Consider the following 16,297-nt stretch of genomic DNA (forward strand, 5'->3'; position numbering starts at 1 on the left):
TATTCTGATTTTGATTTTAATATAAATTTTATCGTTTCGCAATAAATTTTTATTATTTTAGATAGTATTTTTGTTGTATGTTTTTATTCCAAGCAAAAACAAAAAGCATTCCTCATTCAAAGAAATGCTCTATAACTTTTTATAAACATCGGTGTAAGCTACTTTCAGCTGTTCTCTTCATTGCTTGTTTTTATTTTCTAATTCCTTATTTTTCCTTTATATAAAAGAAATGATCAAAATGATATAAACGCCCAATTTAATAACACCTTTTCAAACAATTATTTCAAATAAATTTTAGTGCTAGTATACAAAACTCTGTAATTATAAAATAAAAAAGCATGACATAAAATTGTCATGCTTTTTCTTTTCTATCTATATTTTCAAACCTAATACAGCACATTTTACTCGGGAAAGAGCTTTTTCATTTGTTAAAACCACTTAATTCTCAAACACAAAATTAATCTTATTATCTTTCCACTCTAACTTCGCATCAAACGTTTTCTCGCCTTTTTTAAAGCCTTTAATTAAATCGGTCTTCTCACCTTTTAATAGTTTCGTCATGTTTTTTTGCGAAATAGCTTTGCTTAAAATCTTCTTCGAGATGGTAAAGTCACATTGTGTTGTATTGTAGTTAGAACAACCGTAAAACGTCGACTTATCAATAACATCGCCATCGCATTTTTTACAGTTCCCGACCTTTTTACCTGTTGTAAATTTCGATCCTTTTCGTTCAATCGATTCAACATGTAATCCGGTGAAATCCCATTTCTCCGACATTTCTACCGCATCTTCAATAATTTTAGCTGATAGCTTTTTCGTTTGCTCCATAAATGTCGCTGGTGAAGCTGTACCTTCTCCAATTTCCGCAAGGCGTTGCTCCCATTTTGCTGTCATTTCTGGTGAAGCCAGTATTTTATCACCGATTGCTGTAATTAATACTTTCCCTTTATCGGTTGCGTACACTTGGTTTTTCTGTACATCTATATATTTACGGTCTTTCAGCATTGTAATAATACCAGCACGAGTGGCCTCAGTACCTAAACCTTCTGTTTTCTTCAATACTTTCTCAAGCTCTTCATTTTCTAAATACTTACCGGCCGTTTTCATTAACGTAATAAGTTGTCCTTCTGTATAACGTTTCGGTGGCTGTGTTTTTCCTTCTTTCACTTTCACCTTTACAACTTTTCCTTGTTCACCTTCAGCTACAATTGGAAGAATCGTTTCGTCATCTTTATCGTCTTGGAAAATAACTTTACGCCAACCTTCTTGAATTTGCTGTTTTCCTTTTGAAATGAACGCAGCACGTTCGTCTACAAGAGTTGTAATCGTTGTGTAGTCAAAGATTGCTACTTCATAATGCGCCGCAATCAGCCTTCTTACGATCATATCGTAAATTTTCTTTTCATCACCTGATAGTTTGCTTGGATTTGTAACTTGCTCTGTCGGTATAATTGCGTAGTGATCTGTAACTTTCTTTTCATTCACATAACGCTTATTATTCATAATCGATTCAATTGGTGCTGGCAATAAACCTTTATATTCATCAAACTGACTTAACTTCTGTAAAATATCAGGGAACGTCGCTGCCTCTCCTTGTGTAACATAGTTAGAATCCGAACGAGGGTAAGAGACAATCCCTTTTTGATATAGTGCTTGCGTTATATCAAGTGTCTTTTTTGGTGAAAATTTAAAGGCTTTATTCGCTGTCGCTTGCAGTGCTGATAAATTAAATAAAAACGGCGGCTGAAACTCTTTACGCTCCGTTTTCATTTCTTTTACTACAGCCGGTTTGTTTTGACAAAACGCTGCAATTTTATTTGCCAAATCAGGGTCATTTAAGCGGGACTCATTATCTTTCTCCCATTTCCCCTCATATTTCTTTCCTTCTATATTAAAGGTTGCGAACACTTCCCAAAACGGCTCTGACTTAAAGTTCTCTATTTCTTTTTCACGCTTTACAATGAGTGCTAATGTTGGTGTTTGTACACGACCAGCGGAAAACACATCATTCATTCCTTTTTTCTTTAGCAAAATACTAAAGACACGCGATGCATTCATACCAACGACCCAGTCAGCGCAAGATCTTGTATATGCTTCGTAATACGTATTAATCGTATCTGCTTCATCTAGTAAGTTTTTAAATCCTTGATAAATAGCTTGCTTCGTTAAAGATGAAATCCAAAGACGCTTCATTGGCTTTTGCACGTTGCAAAGATTAATAATATTTCTTACAATCAGTTCCCCTTCACGCCCAGCATCGCCCGCGTGAATAATTTCTGTTACCTGTGGATTATGTAACAGCTGTTTCACAACGTTAAATTGCTTATACTTTGACTTTGTTACCTCAAATTGAAAACGCTCTGGAATCATCGGCAATGTATTAAGTGACCATTTCTTCCACTCAGCGTGATAATGTTCTGGATTACATAACTGCGTCAAATGACCAATTGCCCATGTACAGTACGCTCCATTTGGAAATAACTCATTTGCTTCTACTTCTAAATACCCATCTTTCCGGCGATATTTAAACTGTGAAACAAGAGCCAAACCTTGATCTGGTTTCTCGGCAATAATTAATTTCATCTTCTAACTCCCTATCTGTATTCCAGTGTTACTTTCATTGTCTATCTGTTTAGAAGCGATGATAAAACAACCATCTTATTTATCATTCGCGGTTTGCCTCACAAATGGGAGACCTATAATATTATACGCTTATTCTTTATGGCTTCACAATAGAAACTCATTATATAACACTTTCTTTCTCATGCTTATAGACAAAAAAGACGCTCAAAAATCGAACATCTTTTCCATTCACTACTACTTGCTTACATATATTCTCTCAAAATAAAAATACAACAATTCTTTATGAAGCATCGTCCACTAAGATAACCATCATTATTTGAAAATTATATTGAACTTACCTTTTTTAAATTGTGCAGATAATTTGCAGATATATATTAGCATAAGTACTCTCCATTTGAACATATGATGAAGTGAATGATAGGACAGGGAGGTATCATGATGTTCGCTTATACGTTAACTGCCTTAACACTTTGTTGTATCTCGATTCTTATTACATCATATATATCTAAACGCAAGGGTACCCTAATGGAGTATATGGTATTTATTATGTCTTTTAGTATGTGTATCGGTTTAAGTATCGGTTTTTATTTAGGTATTCTTTTTAAAGGTGAATTACTATATTCTACTTTGCTTGCGATTTTGATTAGTAGTTGTATCGGTTTTTTAGTCGGTCTACGGTTTCACCTATTTACCGCTTTAGAAGGAATGTTTTCTGGATTAATGGCAAGTATGATGGGAGCAATGATTACAGAAATGTTAAACGCTCAACAAGCTCACAGTATACTGTTCATTAGTCTTTTACTTACTATAACAATAACTATGTCATGTATAATTCAACTTTTATCAGAAACCTTTTCTACTTTTATCCAACGGCGTTTTTTATTATTACTTTCAATTAGTGTGGTAATTATCGTTGCCGTGTTCGTGACATTCCCCGATCATACTCCCCCATCTTCATCTGGGCACGATCAACATATGCATTAACACTTGCAACGAAAATGAATAAGCAGCTATCCATAGGATAACTGCTTCATATTATTCTGGCTTATTAGGAATGTTAGGGTTTGGAACATAATCAGATTTATAATCTGTATATTTCACTTCTGTTACCATCCCCGCTGAAGCATGGTGTAAATCATGACAGTGGAACATCCATTCACCCGGATTGTCTGCTACAAAGGCTACTTCATATTCTTCTCCTGGTTTTAAGTTCAAAGTGTCTTTCACAATTGGAGAACCTTCTACCGGTTTTCCATCTTTACTTAACACCTGGAAGAAATGACCGTGTAAATGCATCGGATGATCGTCCGCTTTAGAGCGATTTACTAATTTTACTTTTACTAAGTCACCCTTTTTCACTGAAATTGGGTCAATATCTGGGAATACCTTTCCGTTAATTGTATATACCATTTCATTTCCATTCATTTGCGCATTCAAGTCCATATTATATGTGGCAATATACTGTTGATTTAACGTGAAACTACCTAATTTTTTAGCACCATATTTCGTCATATCTAATTTCGGTAATTTTTCTTTTTCATCTGCTTTGTCTTTCATCTCTTTGCTGCCATCATATTCAATAATAGCTTTCATTCCTTTTGCACCTTTACTTTCTGAATGGTCTTCAACGTACCATTTCCCAGGATTGTTAGCTGTAAATTCAATATCATAACGTTCACCCGGTGCGATTGAAATTACTTTGTCTTTTATAACTTTTGGATCGTTAATTGGTTGACCATCTGTCGCAATTACTTTTATATCATGACCGTGAACATGTATATCATGTGATAGATAACCAGCATTAACGAGTCGAAGACGAACTTTATCCCCTTCATTCACTTTTAACAGCTCTACTAAATCTCCGCTTTTACCATTGATTGTGAATAAGTCATACATACTCATATCATGACCTTCCATCTTCATATTTCCATGGTCCATTCCTGCCATATTACTAGAGTCTTTTTTATCACTGTCCATACCGGAATGATCCATGCCTTTCATATCATCATTCTTTTTCGTATTTTCATTACCCTTAGATTTATTACCTGTTGGCCCTTTTGTCATTTCTTTTAACTGCTTATTAATTTCTTCTTTATCTGTAACCCATTCATCCAACATTAATGTGTAATCTTTATCATATTTTTCATTAGTATCTTCTACAATGAGAGTACCATATAAACCTCTATCTAGTTGATTCACAGAATCTTGATGCGAATGATACCAATATGTTCCTGGTACGTTCGCTTCAAATTCATAGGTGAAACTCTTTCCAGGTTCAACCGCATCTTGCGTCACACCTGGAATTCCATCCATGTTATTTGGGACAGGATACCCATGCCAATGAATAGATACTGGTGCAGATAATTCATTTTTTAATGTCACTTTAACCTTTTCACCTTTTTTCACTCTGATTTCTGGACCTGGGGATGAGCCATTAAATGTCCAGACTGGAACAATAACACCGTTACTTAGCTTTTGCTTTTCTTCTTTCGCTACTAAAGTAACTTCTGGCCCTTTTACAACTTTCAATGGTTTTGTAGCCGTTTCAGTCTGTGTTGTTTTTTTATCGTCCATATTTTTATGATCATTTGTTGTATTTGTGGTCGCAGAACATGCAGCAATTAAAGATATTACGGAGACTGTAACTGCTGTTAATACAAATCTCTTCATTGAAAATCCCTCCTTTTTCTTTTTCAAGATTATTATAGAAGACAATTTTCAAGAAAATATGGAGGTTTAAAATGGTCCAAATAAAAAGACGCCCAAAATTGAGCGCCTCTTCTAATTATTATTTCGTAACAACTTCATCTTCTTTTACATTTACATTATTTTCTCTCATAAGCTCTTCAATCTCTTCAACTGTTCTAATGATATCTTTTGACAAGTTTTCATACCCGTCTTTTGTGATAAGAATATCATCTTCAATACGAATCCCAATTGATTCTTCTTCAATATATAGACCTGGTTCAATCGTAATGACCATACCTTCTTCTAATACTCTATCTTTGTATGTTCCTACATCATGAGTATCTAAACCTAGGAAATGACTCACGCCGTGATAATAATATTTAGATAGTTCCTCATCTTCTTGAATTAAACCAATAGCTTTACACTCTTCTGCCAGTACCTTTTTTGTGTGCTCATTTAATGCAGTAAACTTTAATCCTGGCTTAAGAAGCTCAGTTGTTTCTTTCAATGCTTTTAACACTATATTATATATTTGTTTTTGGCGACTAGAGAATGTTCCACTAGCTGGGAATGTGTAACTAATATCAGCGTTGTAGTAATCTTTTTGAGCACCTAAATCGAGCAGCACTAAATCACCATTTTGAATTTGTGCATCATTATCTTCATAATGAAGGACTGTAGCATTTTTACCACTCGCCAAAATTGTATTGAATGCATGATGTTTAATTCCAGATGATTTAAGCGTAAAATCAAAATGAGCTTCTAATTCATATTCCATCACATCTGCTTTTGCATGCTTCAGCACGTTATAAATACCCTCTTTAGTTACAGCAATCGCTTCTTTAATGATTTCAATTTCTTCTTCCGTTTTAAACACTCGTAATTCACAAATATGCGGATATACATTACCAATTAAAACGTGTGGATACTGTTCTCTTACATATTTAGCAAACGCTAACGTTTTCGTCTCAGTACCCTTCCACTCACGACGCTCTAAATCTAAATACAGATGCTTCACATTTTCTGTGAAAAGTGTATTTGCCATTGTCTTCTCAAAGCTTTCTATATATACAACTTTTTTTATGCCTGAAATTTGTTCTGCATCTTCTTTAGAAACTGTTTTACCGTCCCATTTTTCCATTACTGGATCTGATTTTTCAATGAAAAGAGTTTCTTCCACACTATTTCCAAACTTTTTCAACATGAAAATAACATTTGGCTCATCGATTCCCGTTAAATAGTAAAAATTTCGATTCGGCACAAATTTATAATGTGCATCGGCTGACATATGAGGTGCTTGCCCAGCAAATAAAATAGTAATAGATTCATCCGGTAATGTGTTTACTAATCGTTCTCTATTTTGAGCAAAAAATGTTGATTTCATAATAATCCCCCTAGCGTTCTATGTATAATTTTGAAACTAATTATCCAATATAATTCATTCTATTATTGTTATAATTTTTCGTCAATTAATAGTGCTCATAGAGAAAAGAAAATCTTCATTACTAGGGCCCCTTCCACTCTAAATTATGCATACCACTCCACAATTTCTTGACATTTATTCCATATACTTAAAATCTCATATATATGGAAAGGAGTCTACAAAAGTGAAACATTATGTAGCAACAGGGTTAGCAATTACTTCTTTATTAATAATTACAGGATGTTCTAGCAATGCTGAAACAGCACCAGCTAAAAAAGAAACGGTGCAATCTCAGCCAAAAAATAAAGAAACAGCAACTACGATTCCGCAAAACTTCTATAAAGAAATTACATCTGGAAAAATCGAGCACATTCATGGAATTGGCTACGCGGGAAATATGCCTGGGGTTTCTATCGCAACTCACAGTGGTATAAAAGTTTATCAAAATGGTAAATGGTTTGAAACTACGACTGAGCTACATGATTACATGGGATTTCAGCCAACAAAGAATGGATTCGTTGCCAGCGGTCATCCTGAACCAGGTGCAAATTTAAAAAATCCTTTAGGGTTAATGAAAAGTTCTGATGGCGGTAATACCCTCGAAAAGCTAGCGTTTTATGGAGAATCTGATTTTCATAACCTTGCTGTCGGATATAATACGGAAGCAATTTATTTATACAATGAGCGTCCAAATTCTAAATTACAACATGGTTTTTATTTCAGTACGAACAACGGACAAGATTGGAAAAATAGTAAATTAAACGGTCTTTCAAGTACAATCCATTCCTTTTCAGCACATCCAGATCAATCTAGTGTAGTCGCGGTAAGTGCTAAAGACGGTGTATATTTGTCTACAGATTATGGAAATACATTTGAACTATTTTCTAAACCAGTTGAATCGACCGCAGTTACATTAAGTAATGAAGACATTATCTATGCCCCTATTAATAAGCAAACTGAACAACTAATTACGAAAAAATCAATTGCTACAAATGAAGAAACAAACTTACAGATTCCATCTTTAGATTCTAAAGATACAATTATGTACATATCACAAAATCCTCAAAATTCAGCTGAAATAGTTTTTGCTACAATGAAAGCAAATGTCTTTCTTTCTATGGATGACGGTAAAACGTGGAAGCAGATTACTAAAAATGGAACATTACAATATAACTAGTTAGAAAGGTGAATATAACGTGTTTTCAACAGTTAGCGAGTGGAGTTATCAACTCATGTCTCCTTTAATGGATATCGCGAATGCTACGAAATCAATTCCTCTTTTATTTGCGTTTTTATTAGGCATTGTAGGTACCCTTTCTCCTTGCCAATTAACAGGAAACATTAGCGCTATTACACTTTATCCCGCATTAACGGGCAGTAAAACTCCCACCTCAAAATTCGGATAGTACAAAGAAGTTAGGTGGGATATCAACTGCCCGTTAATGCCCGATTGGTTCAACTAATAATCAGTGGGGGATGAACACCCCCCCCCACTGATTAAAGTTTCACTTTATGGCAATCAATCTTTACAAAAGGGACATGTATGGGGACATGTATGGAAACATATATTGTTATTTATTTTAGGAAAAATAATAGCTTTTACGACACTTGGACTATTAGTATGGTTCTTAGGAAAAGAGATTCAGCAAATATTAACTTTGTATTTCCCATGGTTACGAAAAATAATTGGACCTTTATTAATTTTAATGGGGCTAATGTTGGCAGGTATTATAAAAGGAAGAAGTTTCTTCTCGATCAAATTTATACGAAAACAAAATGAGGTTGGCTCATTTTTACTTGGATTCTCTTTTCCTTAGCCTTCTGTCCGACTATGTTCGTTCTATTTTTCGGAACGTTAATCCCTTTATCTTTCTCATCTAATTATGGATACTTGTTTCCGACATTCTTTTCGATAGGAACTGCTCTACCTATCGTTGTACTTATGTTCATCATCTCCTACCTTGGATTAAATGGGACTTTACTGAAAAAGAGCCGAAAAATAGGAAAAAACATTCAGCGTATAGCCGGTGTTCTCCTTATATTAATCGGGCTTTATGATACTGTCCTATATTGGTAATACACACAAAAGGTAAGCTTCAGTGAAATGAGCTTACCTTTTGTATCATTTTATTCATTTTTTCTTTTGTTGTAGTTGGCTTAGTAAATTCGTAACAAACGCCAGAAACAGTGCGTCATTTTCTTTTTTAGGTGACCATTGCATAATAAGTTGTCGTGGAATTTTAATTTCTATCGGTTGCACGATGAAGTCATGAATAATTTGTTTATGAAGTCCTGATAATGGAACGATTGTTATTCCTTTAACTTGTAAAGCCAGTGCTAACGCCGAACTAATTGTCTCTGATTCCATCACTTTATTAACTACTATTTCATTTTTCATCAAATATGGTTCAAGTACTTCTTTACAACCAGAGAGCGGCATTATAAAAGGATAATTTTTCAACTCTTTCATTGTAAGACCTGATGGAACTGACTTAGAAGAAACCATAACATACGGATCTTCACCAATTACATCATAATGAAATCCTGGTATTAAATTTTCTTTTATAGAAATAGAAAAATCTGCACTTCCAGAAGACAGCCAATCTAACACTTCTTGATAGCTTCCTTCTCGAACTGCAAGCACATACTGACTTTGATCAAAATTACCTAGTTCGATACACTCCGCCAAACAATATACAGTAACTGAAGGATATGTAGCTAATACAATCTTATACAAGTTATTATTTTTTAATTGTAAAGCTGTTTCTTCAAGGTTTTCATACTCCATTAGAAGTCGATCTACACAAACTAAAAATTCTTTTCCATTTTCAGTTAAAACAGTTCCTTGTCTAGAGCGATCAAATAATGTTATAGCATATCGTTTCTCTAATTTGTTTACGATATGAGTTATAGCCGGCTGTGTCATATGTAACTCCTTAGCTGCTAAACTAATGCTGTTCAAACGAGCCACGTATTTAAAAACTTTAAAATCAAAAACGTTCATTCTGTTCTCCTTATATAAAAGTTATTTATATCATCTATAAATAAGCTTCATTATATTTATCAATCCACTTCATATACACTAATTATACATCATCAATATTACGAAAAAATAAACATATAAACATTAGAGGAGTGTTGATTAAATGAGTACTTACGTTTTAGTACATGGAGCATGGCAAGGTGAATGGGCATGGGATTTAGTAAAACCTCAACTAGAGGCTTTCGGACATACAGTTATTACACTAGACTTACCTGGAAGTGGGAAAGATACAACTCCATCACAAAATATAACATTAGATTCCTATGTTAATGCAGTAACAACTATTATAAATCAACAAAATGAAAAAGTTATTCTTGTTGGACATAGTATGGGTGGAATTGTGATCACTCAAACCGCTGAGCTTATACCAAATAAAATCGATAAATTAGTATATCTTTGTGCATTCTTGCCACAAAATGGAGAAAGTCTTGGTAGTAAGTTAGACGGAGAAGCTGGCCCACAATTCTCTATAAATGAGAATGACATAACCGCAGAACTTATACCAGAGTTGATTGAACAAACATTTTTAAATGCTACAGAAGACGGTTCTATTAAAGGAGCATCTTTTAATCAAATGCGTCCTCAACCACTAGGACCGTTCCAAAAAGAGCTGAAAATATCAGAAGAGAACTTTGGAACTGTAAATCGTATTTATATCGAAACAACTCTAGATAGAGCAATTCCGATTGATTTTCAGCGCCGAATGAATACAGAAACTCCTTGTGTGAAAATCATTACTTTGGAAGCTGATCATTCTCCATTCTTTTCTAAAACAGAAGAACTTGTTAGTCACTTACATGAATTAAGCTAAACTTTATATTTTCCTTGTAGACACCCACTTACTGTAATACGGGTGTCTACTTTTCTTTTACCCTTCTTGACATATTCATATGAAAAAGTTAAAATAACTATAAATTAGTAAGCAACTAATTTAATTTAAAGTAAGAGGTGAACAAAATGCAAAACATTTTATTCCGTATTAACGAATTATCAAAAAAAGAAAGAACATCTGGATTAACAGTTGATGAAAAACAAGAACAACAAATGTTGCGTCAAAACTATACAAAAACATTTCGCGGGAGCTTAGATTCCATTTTATTAAACACAAAAATCGTTGATCAAAATGGTCTTAACGTTACACCAGTTGCATTACAAGATGCTCAAATACGTTTAAAATTAAGCAAATGAAATCAAAGCTAAAAAAACAATCTTATAAAACATAAAAAGAGCTGAAATTCCTATATAGAAATTCCAGCTCTTTTTATTGTCTTTTCTAATTTAGTAAACGAGCGATACATCGCAATTCTCCACGATACAATCATCGCAAAAGCGAGTAAGAAAAACATTCCACTTAATTGGGTTAAATCAATCGACTGACTTAAATATGATTTTAATGCTACCCGGACAGCTAATAAACCAACTAAAATAAATATGAACGCTTTTGATGGTTTCATATATATGTCTTCGCCTCTTATTTCGAACTTAGATGTTTTAATAAGAAATATAGAGAAAATAAGTCCTACGCTAATTGCCTCTACTATTTCTAAAGACGTTAATCGAAACTCTGGTAAGAAGTACATCATTGCACCAGTGCTCATAAAAATTGGCGGTAATATAATTTTCTTTTTCGTTACCGGTTTTTTCGCTGACTTAAAGCGAAGAAACATAACTCCAACGGCCATACAAACCGCTACTATACTTGATAAAAGTGCTAAACTCATACTCTCCACTCCTATCTATTTAAAAGATTTTTTGAGCAAAATCATAAACCAAACGAGCCCAACACTTATAATGACATGACCTAATCCAGCCATATGGCTTAAACCATTAAAGTCAGTTCCATTTACTTGTAGAATACCTCTAAATACCATTGTAGCAATAGTAAAAATTAATCCTACATTATAAACAACAAACCACGCACGAAAACTTTTTGTTTCACGGACATTAAATACTTTAAATAGAGCTAAAGCGACCAAAAAGAATACAAAGCCGAGCACTAATACGTGTGTATGCACTAATTGCAACATAGTGGATCCTTTAATGCCTTGCGCTTTCGTATACTCTCTTGCAAATACACCTGATAATAAACCAATAATTAAGTAAATGAATGCTGCATTATATAATTTCTTCATCATATTCCTCCTGCTGTAGAACGACAATTTATATCGTCACTTTCCATATTCACTGCAATCATTTTACGCAAAGTTTATGAACGGAATATGAACAGATTATTACATTCTATTATTGAAAATAAAAAAGGCCATTCCACAACTATTAATTGTGGAATGGCCTTTTAACTTATTTTAAATCTTCAATTGAAAAGGCACCAGGCAGTAACTGCTCTACAGTCACTTCTTTTTCATCGCCTTTTACATTTGTTAGTAAAACTGGCATTTTCGGATCACAAAATTCAGCAATAACTTGTCTACAAGCACCACATGGTGAAATAGGTCCGTCAGTTTCTCCTGTAATGACTAAGTAACTAAAGTCGCGCTCACCTTCTGATACTGCTTTAAATATTGCTGTTCTTTCTGCACAGTTACATAAACCGTAAGAAGCGTTTTCTATATTACAACCAGTATAGATTTTACCTTCTTTTGTAACTAGCGCTGCACCAACAGGAAATTTAGAATACGGAATATACGCTTTCGATAACATCTTATTTGCTTCTTCGATATATTTTTTCTTATCCATATTATTTCCTCCTCAAAGTAAATGTAATTATGATTAGTCAGTAATAACTGTATGAACTAATTTAGGAGCCACTGCTGTTTCAGCGATAGAAATGTTCTCATAGATTTTTGCTTTTACATCTTCTACATTTTCGCGATTTGCATAAATCGTTACGAACGGCTCGCCTTCTTTTACTGCATCGCCAACTTTTTTACGTAACATTAATCCTACCGCTAAATCGATTTCATCTTCTTTTGTCGCACGACCTGCACCTAATAACATAGCTGCGATACCGATTTCATCTGCAACAATGTTTGAAATCACACCTGAAGTTTTTGCAGGTACATCAATTACATACTTCGCCTGTGGCATTTTTTCTGGATTATCTACAATTGAGCTGTCTCCGCCTTGGTTGCTTAAGAACTCTTTAAACTTCTCAGTTGCTTTTCCATTTTTCATCACTTCAATTAGCATTTCACGAGCTTCTTCTAATGTATTTGCTTTTTTCGCAAGTACGACCATTTGGCTTCCTAATACAAGTACTAATTCTGTTAAATCTTCTGGACCTTCGCCTTTTAAAGTATCAATTGCTTCCTTCACTTCTAGAGCGTTACCAATAGCAAAACCAAGAGGTTGTGACATATCTGAAATTACTGCCATCGTTTGACGTCCAACATTATTTCCGATACGTACCATTGCATGAGCTAATTCTTTTGCATCTTCTTCGGTTTTCATAAATGCACCCGCACCTGTTTTTACATCAAGTACGATTGCATCAGCACCAGCTGCAATTTTTTTACTCATAATTGAACTTGCAATTAGAGGAATTGAATTTACTGTTCCTGTTACATCACGTAATGCATAAATCTTTTTATCAGCAGGTGTTAAGTTTCCTGTTTGTCCGATAACAGCCACTTTGTCACGGTTTACAATATCAATGAACTGTTCTTTCGTAATTTCAACGTGGAATCCTTCTACCGCTTCTAATTTATCAATTGTCCCGCCCGTATGTCCTAAACCACGACCAGACATTTTTGCTACTGGTACATCTAAAGCAGCAACTAATGGTCCTAATACTAATGTTGTTGTATCACCAACACCGCCAGTTGAATGCTTATCTACTTTAATGCCTTCAATTGCTGATAAGTCGATTGTTTCTCCAGACTCAACCATTGCCATCGTTAAATCTGCACGTTCACGATCCGTCATATCTTTAAAGAAAATTGCCATTGCAAGTGCACTCGCTTGATAATCAGGAATACTTCCATCTGTATATCCATTAATAAAGAATTTGATTTCTTCAGTCATTAATTCTTTTCCATCACGTTTTTTCGCAATAATATCTACCATTCTCATTGTAATCACCATTCCTTTTTATATTATATGAATCTGTTAAAATAATAAGCCAACGATTGTTGCTGATAAGAAACTTACTAACGTTGCACTGAAAAGTAATTTCAAACCAAATCTTGCGACTACATTCCCTTGTTTTTCATTTAAGCTCTTAACTGCCCCAGCAATAATTCCAATTGAAGAGAAGTTTGCAAATGAAACTAAGAATACAGATATAATCGCTGTCGTTCTATCTGAGAAATTAAAGTTTCCTTGTGCTAAATCTGTCATCGCAACAAATTCATTTGATACAAGTTTTGTCGCCATAATATTCCCTGCGTTAACTGCTTCATGCCATGGAACACCCATAATAAATGCAAATGGTGCAAATACATAACCAAGAATTTCTTGGAATGAGATACCGATTACACCTTTAAATACTGCATTAATGAATGCGATAAGGGCAACGAAACCAATTAACATAGCTGCTACTGTAATCGCAACTTTAAATCCATCTATAATGTATTCCCCTAATACTTCAAAGAATGTCTTTTTCTCTTCTTCTTGTACTTCTAACATATCTTCTTCTTCAGTAACTTCATACGGGTTAATGATAGAAGCAATAATGAAGCCACCGAATAAGTTAAGCACTAAAGCGGTTACAACATATTGCGGTTTTAATAACACCATATATGATCCAACGATAGACATAGATACTGTAGACATTGCAGATGCACATAATGTATACATTCTTTTCTCTGGCAATAATCCTAGTTGTTTCTTAACTGAAATAAACACTTCAGATTGTCCTAAAATCGCAGAAGCTACCGCGTTATATGATTCGAGTTTCCCCATCCCATTTACTTTACTTAATACTAGACCGATAGATTTCACAATAATAGGTAATACTTTAATGTGTTGCAAAATACCTATTAAAGCTGATATAAATACGATTGGCATTAATACACTTAAAAAGAATGAAAACTCTTTTTGATTTACTAATCCACCAAATACGAAATTCACACCATCAGCGGCATATTTTAATAATTCTCCAAAACCATCTGCTATTCCGCTAATTAATATATTCCCTACGCTTGTATTTAATAATAAAAACCCCAAAATGAATTGTAATATAACCATCGTTATGATTGGGCGATATTTGACTTTCTTTCTATCATTACTAGCAAGCCAAGCGATACCTAAAATCAATACGAGGCCTAAAACACCGATTAAGTATTTCATAAGCCGTCTCCTCCCATTCGTATCCGCTTACATTCTTTTCAATTGTTAAAGCAATAGATACACTTTACTTTAAACGTGTATCTATTGCTTTTCACACTTTATTAATTAGTAATTATCTGTAGCACCTTTTGCATCATTTAATACGATTGCAACACTAGCACTTGCTCCAACGCGAGAAGCTCCAGCCTCTACCATTTTGTCTGCATCTTCACGTGTACGAACGCCGCCAGATGCTTTCACGCCAACGTTTGGTCCAACTGTTTTACGCATTAATGCGATATCTTCTGCAGTTGCTCCGCCAGTTGAGAATCCAGTTGAAGTTTTTACGAAATCAGCGCCAGCTTTTACTGATAATTCACAAGCACGAACTTTTTCTTCATCTGTTAGAAGGCAAGTTTCAATGATTACTTTTACAAGAGCTTTTCCTTTTGCTGCTTGTACTACTTCATAAATGTCTTTTTCAACGAACTCATTGTCGCCATCTTTTAAAGCACCTACGTTGATTACCATATCAACTTCAGTTGCACCTTTTGCGATAGCATCTTTTGTTTCGAATGCTTTTGTTTCAGTAGTGCTTGCTCCTAATGGGAAACCGATTACAGTACAAACGTCTACATCATGTCCAGCTAATTCTTCAGCAGCTAGCTTTACCCATGTAGGATTAATACAAACTGAAGCAAATTTGTATTGCTTTGCCTCTTCGATTATTTTCATAACATCTTCTTTTGTAGAATTTGGTTTTAAAATTGTATGGTCAATTAACTTTGCAATGTTCATTATCTTCACTCCTCATATCTTTTAACAACTTCATTCTAACTCTTAGTTGAACAAATGTAAATACACTTTTGAACTTTTGTTCACTCTTTTTTAGAAGGGAATTTCTAGTAATACATTGAAAGTAGTATAAGCTTGTAAATAAAGGATGTGAACCACTTGTTTAAGTCAAAATTCTTTATATTCACATTGCTAGTATGCACCTCACTATCCTTATTTATTTTTTATAAAAGGGATGTTATTTTCCAAGAAGGAAACCCAGTTCCATTTGCTTTAGCTATGTCTAAGATGGTTATTCAAGATAAAGAAATGGTGGAAGTAGAACCGATAGATAATCAATACCCCTACTTAGTAAAGCGCGGAAAAATGGAACCTTTTATCGATATGATGGAGCAAGATGGCTGGAGTTTTGTAGATAGAGATATTATGGCTAACTCACTAATTTTTGAAAAAGGAGATCAATCAAAGAGCGTTCCTTACAAATACTTTACAAGGTACTACACATTGATTTATTCATACTAAAAATAAAAGGCTTTCTC

Annotated in this window: 18 protein-coding genes; 8 read left to right on the plus strand and 10 right to left on the minus strand. The window is 34.2% G+C overall.

The genetic code is table 11. The annotated features are described in order from the left end of the window. Positions 1–438: 438 nt before the first annotated feature. Positions 439–2,583, minus strand: a complete 2,145-nt coding sequence (gene topB, locus DN408_RS17740) for a DNA topoisomerase III (protein ID WP_002012275.1) — start codon at positions 2,581–2,583, stop codon at positions 439–441. A gap of 438 nt (positions 2,584–3,021) precedes the next feature. Here topB and DN408_RS17750 point away from each other — a divergent pair, with 438 nt between their 5' ends. Beyond that, the gene (locus DN408_RS17750; RefSeq protein ID WP_016120021.1) at positions 3,022–3,567 is read left to right on the plus strand and encodes a hypothetical protein; all 546 of its coding nucleotides are present in this window, start codon (positions 3,022–3,024) and stop codon (positions 3,565–3,567) included. Positions 3,568–3,618: 51 nt separating this feature from the next. On the opposite strand, the gene DN408_RS17755 is transcribed toward DN408_RS17750, so the two are convergent. Both DN408_RS17755 and DN408_RS17760 read right to left on the minus strand, forming a co-directional pair. Beyond that, entirely contained in the window at positions 3,619–5,253 is a 1,635-nt protein-coding gene (locus tag DN408_RS17755) for a multicopper oxidase family protein (RefSeq protein ID WP_078178678.1), read from the minus strand. A 118-nt stretch (positions 5,254–5,371) separates the two neighbouring features. Beyond that, positions 5,372–6,655 carry an aminopeptidase P family protein gene (locus DN408_RS17760; protein ID WP_078178677.1) on the minus strand — a complete coding sequence of 428 codons (1,284 nt, stop codon included), beginning with the start codon at positions 6,653–6,655 and terminating at the stop codon, positions 5,372–5,374. A 223-nt stretch (positions 6,656–6,878) separates the two neighbouring features. Here DN408_RS17760 and DN408_RS17765 point away from each other — a divergent pair, with 223 nt between their 5' ends. From DN408_RS17765 to DN408_RS32085, 4 genes are all read left to right on the plus strand, one after another. Beyond that, positions 6,879–7,871 carry a F510_1955 family glycosylhydrolase gene (locus DN408_RS17765; RefSeq protein WP_078178676.1) on the plus strand — a complete coding sequence of 331 codons (993 nt, stop codon included), beginning with the start codon at positions 6,879–6,881 and terminating at the stop codon, positions 7,869–7,871. 19 nt (positions 7,872–7,890) lie between these two features. Further along, complete coding sequence (locus DN408_RS17770) at positions 7,891–8,100, plus strand: hypothetical protein (RefSeq protein ID WP_063225832.1); 210 nt, start codon at positions 7,891–7,893, stop codon at positions 8,098–8,100. A gap of 162 nt (positions 8,101–8,262) precedes the next feature. Continuing rightward, positions 8,263–8,511 (plus strand): urease accessory protein UreH domain-containing protein, encoded by a 249-nt coding sequence (locus DN408_RS32080; protein WP_002126842.1) that lies wholly within the window; start codon positions 8,263–8,265, stop codon positions 8,509–8,511. Between the two features lie 14 nt (positions 8,512–8,525). Continuing rightward, a complete protein-coding gene (locus tag DN408_RS32085) occupies positions 8,526–8,771 on the plus strand; it encodes an urease accessory protein UreH domain-containing protein (protein WP_003188550.1) in 246 nt (81 codons plus the stop codon). A gap of 54 nt (positions 8,772–8,825) precedes the next feature. Here the strand turns inward: DN408_RS32085 and DN408_RS17780 are convergent, their stop codons facing one another. Then, positions 8,826–9,698 (minus strand): LysR family transcriptional regulator, encoded by an 873-nt coding sequence (locus DN408_RS17780; RefSeq protein ID WP_001100323.1) that lies wholly within the window; start codon positions 9,696–9,698, stop codon positions 8,826–8,828. A 142-nt stretch (positions 9,699–9,840) separates the two neighbouring features. Here DN408_RS17780 and DN408_RS17785 point away from each other — a divergent pair, with 142 nt between their 5' ends. Together DN408_RS17785 and DN408_RS17790 are read left to right on the plus strand one after the other, a co-directional pair. Beyond that, positions 9,841–10,548, plus strand: a complete 708-nt coding sequence (locus DN408_RS17785) for an alpha/beta fold hydrolase (protein WP_078178675.1) — start codon at positions 9,841–9,843, stop codon at positions 10,546–10,548. Between the two features lie 146 nt (positions 10,549–10,694). Next, a complete protein-coding gene (locus DN408_RS17790; RefSeq protein ID WP_002168639.1) occupies positions 10,695–10,925 on the plus strand; it encodes a DUF896 domain-containing protein in 231 nt (76 codons plus the stop codon). Between the two features lie 50 nt (positions 10,926–10,975). Here the strand turns inward: DN408_RS17790 and DN408_RS17795 are convergent, their stop codons facing one another. The 6 genes from DN408_RS17795 to deoC form a co-directional block, all read right to left on the minus strand. Next, on the minus strand, positions 10,976–11,458 hold the full coding sequence (locus DN408_RS17795; RefSeq protein ID WP_002012104.1) for a CcdC family protein: 483 nt from the start codon (positions 11,456–11,458) through the stop codon (positions 10,976–10,978). Positions 11,459–11,473: 15 nt separating this feature from the next. Next, positions 11,474–11,869, minus strand: coding sequence for a DUF2871 domain-containing protein (locus DN408_RS17800; protein WP_000737878.1), 396 nt, complete (start codon positions 11,867–11,869; stop codon positions 11,474–11,476). A 166-nt stretch (positions 11,870–12,035) separates the two neighbouring features. Then, positions 12,036–12,431, minus strand: coding sequence for a cytidine deaminase (locus DN408_RS17805; protein WP_000358532.1), 396 nt, complete (start codon positions 12,429–12,431; stop codon positions 12,036–12,038). 33 nt (positions 12,432–12,464) lie between these two features. Continuing rightward, entirely contained in the window at positions 12,465–13,766 is a 1,302-nt protein-coding gene (locus DN408_RS17810) for a pyrimidine-nucleoside phosphorylase (protein ID WP_002126836.1), read from the minus strand. Positions 13,767–13,802: 36 nt separating this feature from the next. Further along, on the minus strand, positions 13,803–14,984 hold the full coding sequence (locus DN408_RS17815; RefSeq protein WP_147740275.1) for a NupC/NupG family nucleoside CNT transporter: 1,182 nt from the start codon (positions 14,982–14,984) through the stop codon (positions 13,803–13,805). A gap of 105 nt (positions 14,985–15,089) precedes the next feature. Next, positions 15,090–15,761: a deoxyribose-phosphate aldolase gene (deoC, locus tag DN408_RS17820; protein ID WP_078178674.1), complete on the minus strand. Its 672-nt coding sequence runs from the start codon at positions 15,759–15,761 to the stop codon at positions 15,090–15,092. 156 nt (positions 15,762–15,917) lie between these two features. Between deoC and DN408_RS17825 the strand changes: the two genes are divergently transcribed. Then, positions 15,918–16,280, plus strand: a complete 363-nt coding sequence (locus DN408_RS17825) for a hypothetical protein (RefSeq protein WP_078178673.1) — start codon at positions 15,918–15,920, stop codon at positions 16,278–16,280. Positions 16,281–16,297: the final 17 nt, after the last annotated feature.

The sequence above is a fragment of the Bacillus sp. AR13-1 genome (genome assembly GCF_008042285.1).
GTDB lineage: Bacteria > Bacillota > Bacilli > Bacillales > Bacillaceae_G > Bacillus_A > Bacillus_A mycoides.

Coding starts and splice junctions, on each gene's coding strand:
- topB (WP_002012275.1), bottom strand. CDS start 2,583: ATGAAATTAATTATTGCCGAGAAACCAGATCAAGGTTTGGCTCTTGTT.
- DN408_RS17750 (WP_016120021.1), top strand. CDS start 3,022: ATGTTCGCTTATACGTTAACTGCCTTAACACTTTGTTGTATCTCGATT.
- DN408_RS17755 (WP_078178678.1), bottom strand. CDS start 5,253: ATGAAGAGATTTGTATTAACAGCAGTTACAGTCTCCGTAATATCTTTA.
- DN408_RS17760 (WP_078178677.1), bottom strand. CDS start 6,655: ATGAAATCAACATTTTTTGCTCAAAATAGAGAACGATTAGTAAACACA.
- DN408_RS32085 (WP_003188550.1), top strand. CDS start 8,526: ATGTTCGTTCTATTTTTCGGAACGTTAATCCCTTTATCTTTCTCATCT.
- DN408_RS17780 (WP_001100323.1), bottom strand. CDS start 9,698: ATGAACGTTTTTGATTTTAAAGTTTTTAAATACGTGGCTCGTTTGAAC.
- DN408_RS17785 (WP_078178675.1), top strand. CDS start 9,841: ATGAGTACTTACGTTTTAGTACATGGAGCATGGCAAGGTGAATGGGCA.
- DN408_RS17790 (WP_002168639.1), top strand. CDS start 10,695: ATGCAAAACATTTTATTCCGTATTAACGAATTATCAAAAAAAGAAAGA.
- DN408_RS17795 (WP_002012104.1), bottom strand. CDS start 11,458: ATGAGTTTAGCACTTTTATCAAGTATAGTAGCGGTTTGTATGGCCGTT.
- DN408_RS17800 (WP_000737878.1), bottom strand. CDS start 11,869: ATGAAGAAATTATATAATGCAGCATTCATTTACTTAATTATTGGTTTA.
- DN408_RS17805 (WP_000358532.1), bottom strand. CDS start 12,431: ATGGATAAGAAAAAATATATCGAAGAAGCAAATAAGATGTTATCGAAA.
- DN408_RS17810 (WP_002126836.1), bottom strand. CDS start 13,766: ATGAGAATGGTAGATATTATTGCGAAAAAACGTGATGGAAAAGAATTA.
- DN408_RS17815 (WP_147740275.1), bottom strand. CDS start 14,984: ATGAAATACTTAATCGGTGTTTTAGGCCTCGTATTGATTTTAGGTATC.
- deoC (WP_078178674.1), bottom strand. CDS start 15,761: ATGAACATTGCAAAGTTAATTGACCATACAATTTTAAAACCAAATTCT.